The sequence below is a fragment of the Streptomyces sp. genome, assembly GCF_036524955.1.
Taxonomy (GTDB): domain Bacteria; phylum Actinomycetota; class Actinomycetes; order Streptomycetales; family Streptomycetaceae; genus Actinacidiphila.
In genome coordinates, this window is sequence record NZ_DATDBG010000053.1 from 1 (window position 1) to 4,401 (window position 4,401).

The 4,401-nt window shown below is 72.0% G+C and carries 2 protein-coding genes; both read right to left on the reverse strand.

Features of this window, described 5'->3' with window-relative positions:
- On the reverse strand, nt 1–1,536 hold a 1,536-nt coding region (pelF, locus tag VIW71_RS04415), incomplete at its 3' end, for a GT4 family glycosyltransferase PelF (RefSeq protein WP_331620625.1).
- Nucleotides 1,537–1,631: 95 nt separating this feature from the next.
- The gene (locus VIW71_RS04420) at nt 1,632–3,815 is read right to left on the reverse strand and encodes a hypothetical protein (RefSeq protein WP_331620626.1); all 2,184 of its coding nucleotides are present in this window, start codon (nt 3,813–3,815) and stop codon (nt 1,632–1,634) included.
- Nucleotides 3,816–4,401 lie beyond the last annotated feature (586 nt).

Here is a 4,401-nt window from a genome sequence, read left to right on the forward strand (position 1 = left end):
CGTACCGTCGTTCTCCGCTCCCGCGCGCCGGACCCGGGACATCCAGGTGACGCCGCCGTGCGGCTGAGGGGTCCGGTGCTCCATGGCGGTGAGGCCGGTGTAGATGCCACGGAAGGCGTCGATGGTCTGCCGCAGTGTGAACTGGTCGATGACCCGCAGCCGCGCCGCCGCGCCGAGCGCGGCGCGGCGCGCCGGATCGCGCAGCAGCGCCAGCGCGGCCTCGGCCATCGCCCGCGGGTCGCGCGGCGGGACCACGAGACCGGTGTCCCCCACCGCCTCGCGCACCCCGCCCACATCGGTCGAGACGGTGCAGCGCCCGCACGACATGGCCTCGATGAGGGTGAAGGGAAAGCCCTCGCTGATGCTGGAGAGCATGACGACCTGTCCGGCGGCGTACGCGGTGCGGATGTCGTCCACCCGGCCCTCGAAGGTGACCGTGTCGCCCACCCCCAGCGTGCCGGCCAGCGCCGCACACCGCTCCCGGTACTCCTCGCCGCCGCGCGGAGTACCGCCGAAGATCCGCAGGCGCGCCGCGGGCATCTCGGCGCGGACCAGCGCGAAGGCGCGGACCAGCGTCTCCAGGTCCTTGATCGGGTCGATCCGCCCGGCCCAGGTGAGCGTGGGCACCGTGGGCTCGGGTCCGGCGAGGGGGAACGCACCCGGGTCGACGCCGTTGTAGACGGTGCGTACGCGGTCGGGTGCGGCGCCGCCGTGCTCCTCCCAGCGCCGGTTGTAGCGGTTGCCCGGCGTGATCAGTGCGCTGGTGCGGTAGGTCTCGCGGGACAGGAGCCGGAAGAAGCCGAGCAGCAGCGCCTTGACCGGCCAGCGGTACGGGCCCGTGCGGTAGCCGAGATACCGTTCGCGCTGGTAGACGCCGTGCTCGGTGAGCAGCAGGGGAGTGCCGTACCGATGGTGCGCGACCAGCCCCGGCAGGGTGGCGAGTCCGCCGCTGACGGCGTGCGCGACCCCGCCGGGCGGCGGTACGGCGCCCAGCGGGCGCAGCGCGTGCTCCAGCAGGTCGGTCGCGGTGAGCACGTCGTGCTGGGTCGGCCTGGCCGCGGCCATCGCGGTGCCGGGGCGGCTCGTCAGCCGGGCCAGGGTGCGCACGGCGTCCTCGGAGCGGAGCGCGGCCGAGAGCGCGCCGGCCGCCGCCCAGCCGGCGAGCGCGTACAGCTCGGAGCCGAAGTGCTCTTCGTGGCGCGCGTCATCGCCGTCCTCGTCCAGGAGGGCCAGCAGAAAGCGCTCCCAGGACGCCAGGAACGCCCGGCGGTCCCGGCCGCGCGGCGCCCTGCCCTCCGGTTCGGCGCCCCACAGCGGCACCACGTCGAGGCTCCTGACGTGCGCGGGCAGCTGCCAGACGGCCGGCTCCCGGCCGGTGCCGGTCACCGCTATGACGCGGAAGTCGACGTCCGGCATCCCCTGCACGAGCTGGTCGCACCAGACGCTCACCCCGCCGGCGCTGTGCGGATACGTTCCCTCGGTCAGCAACGTCACCTGCGCGGTGCGCGACGGCGGCTCGCCGAAGATCCGGTGCATGGAAGTGAACTCCCCCTGGACGATGTTGCGTTGCCGGGACGCCGGTCATGCGTCCCGGTGCTGCGGGCGGGGCGGGGGGCGCCCCGCCCGCGAGTTCAGCGCTTGGTGCTGTCGCCCGGTCCGTACGGCACGGCCCTCGCCACGCCGCTGGGCACCGGCAGGTGGAGCGCGTACGGCTGCACCTCCGCCGTACTCCCCGTGTGCCGGGTCGCCGTCATGGGTGTCTCCGCGGCCGGAACGGTGAGCGAGACGGCGCTCTGCAGCAGTCCCGGTTTCGTCCAGCCGGAGAGCGCTCCCGCGTAGGCGCCGCCGAAGGGCGTCGAGCCCAGGCCGAGCAGCAGGACCTGCCGGGTGCCCGCGGGCATGGTCGCGGTGACCGGCGTGCCGCTCGGCGCGCTGATCGTGACGGCGCCGCCGATCCGGTACGCGGTGACCCGGCCCGCCTTGACCGCGGTGTCCCAGGCGGTGCGGCGCTGGAGTTCGGTCGCGACGTCCGCCATCCGCAGGTTGACGATGGGGGTGCTCGGGGCGAACAGCGCCTGGTAGTCGCTCAGGACGCGTTCGAGCACCGGGTAGGCGATCCGCTCCTCCGCAAGGTTGGACTGGTGCACGAAGTGCGGCCGGGGGTTGTTCGCGAGCACGTGCCCGAGGCCGATCCTGGCTTCGAGCGGTGCGATGTACGAGGCGTAGCCCGTCGCCGTGTCGAGCGGCGCCGGCAGGCAGGTGGTGGTCGCCGAACCCTCGCACAGGCCGCTGCCGCCGTCGGCCCTGCTGGTGTAGATCCAGTTGTACTCGTCGGTCTCCTCGGCGGCCGTCCCGGCGTTGAAGAAGACGTTCATCGGCAGGCGCGGCACGGTGACCGCCGGGCCCACCTGGCGCTGCTGCGGCTCGCGCGAGTTGTCGCTCGCGAGGTACGTGACGCCGAGCGAGGACAGCGCGGGGGCGAGGTTCGGGTTGTCGTTCTCCTGCTGCGGCAGCGTCCTGAGGCCCGAGTGCTCACCGGTCACCAACTCGGTGTTGTTCAGGGGCAGTCCCTGCGACACGGCCCAGTCGCGGTTGTCCCTCACCGCGCGGGTGATGTCGGTCCTGCCGGCCCAGCTCACCGCGCCGGACGCGTCCGTCGCGCAGCGCCACGGCACCACGGTCACGTCCTGCACGCACCCGAGGAACGGGTGCAGATAGGTGTGGTTCACCCAGCGGTACGCGTTCTTGTCGGCGGTGAGCCGCTGTGCGAGCGGGTCGGCGGCGAGTTCGTTGTCCGTCTTGTAGTCCTCGCTGCCGCCACCGTTGAACACGAAGTCGAAGGTCAGGCCGTGTGCCTGCGACCACTGTCCGGCGTACTGCGCGTCGGCCACCGTCATCCGGATCGGGTGCGGATCACCGCCGCTGCCGGGCGCGCAGTCCACGTCGCCGGGCGTGCAGTTGAGCGCGGGGTCCCACCGGTCGTCGGCCAGGAAGACGTCGTCGACGTGCACCTCGAAGTAGTTCCGGTCCGCGCCGAGGTGGATGCCCTGGGTCATCCACTCCACGATGCCCCGGGCCAGCAGCCGGAACTGTTTCTGGTACTGGTTGTAGACGAAGGTCATCACCAGTTCGCTGCGTCCGTCGTGGGTGTACTCGCCGACGAGCACGCCGCGCGCGGTGGTACCGGGTATCGGCGCGTCCACCAGCGGGGTGAAGGCCGCACCGGCCGCCTGCTGCTCCAGCGGTGTCGCCAGGTAGCCGTAACTCTCCGCCACCGTGGGCGAGTTGTCCTCGAACGGCACCGCGCCCCTGAGATAACCGAAGGCGCCGGCCGTGCCCTGCTCCGTGACCTGCCCCGTCGAGCCGTCGAGCGTGCCGGTGTAGCCGGGGTCCTGCGCGTAGTTGAGCCCGACCTCGGGCCGCGCGTAGGTGTACGCGTCCACCTGCCTGATGCCGAACGACACCTCGTACGACACCAGGGCGGCCATCTCGGCGGAGCCGGCGCCGAACGGGTTGTCGTTCGGCAGCACCACCGCCTGGTACTTGGCACGCGGACGCCCTGACACGGTGTCGCTGAGGAACGCCGCGTCGATCAACGGCCGCTCGGCGTCGGCGAGCCGGACCGCGGTGTAGGGCGTGCCCGCTCCGTCCAGTTCCGCAGTGACGGCCTCGGTCGCCGGTCCGCCGTCGTCGACGACCAGGACCCGCAGATCGACCCTCGGTTCCACCGCGGCGTTCGCCGCGGTGGGCGCCAACGCCACAGCGACCAGAGCGACCGCCGCGGTGACGGCGGCGGCGCGCAAGCCTCTACCCATGCCTTTTCCTCCCCCGGAGGGCAGCCGATTGCGGCTCAGCTCCCCCCACCCTGATGACGGCCGATGCCCCGGCCGCATTTCCGGGGGTCATCGTAGAGATGATTGTGGAGGTCCTGTGACCATTCCGGGGATGTGGCCGGTTTACGTGAGGGGGCGAACAGGCCCGCGGACGGCAACTGCACCGCTCCCACCTGCGGATTTCACGCACGCCATGGGCGTGAAAAATATCCTGTTATCACTCTGGCGATACAGTGGAAGTCGAGCACACTTGCGATTTTCTTATGGCGGAGAAAATTCGCCAGGGTGTTCGGAATTCTTCGAAAACAAGCGGGGGCAATGTTGCAAAAGGCGGGCCGGATCACGGGGAGTCGCGGGTGGCCCATCACCAGCGGGGCCGGACCTGACCGCGGACACTCCCCCACGCCGACGGCGCCGAGCTGATGTTCCGGCACATGACGTTGCTCCCTCAGAAAGCGCAGGGCACTCCCGGCCATGCGGGACGGGCGGCGCGGGCCGCCGCCCGGTCGGCACCTCGGCCCCGGTACGGCCGGGACCCGCCGGCACCCGGCACGGGTTCCGGGACCCG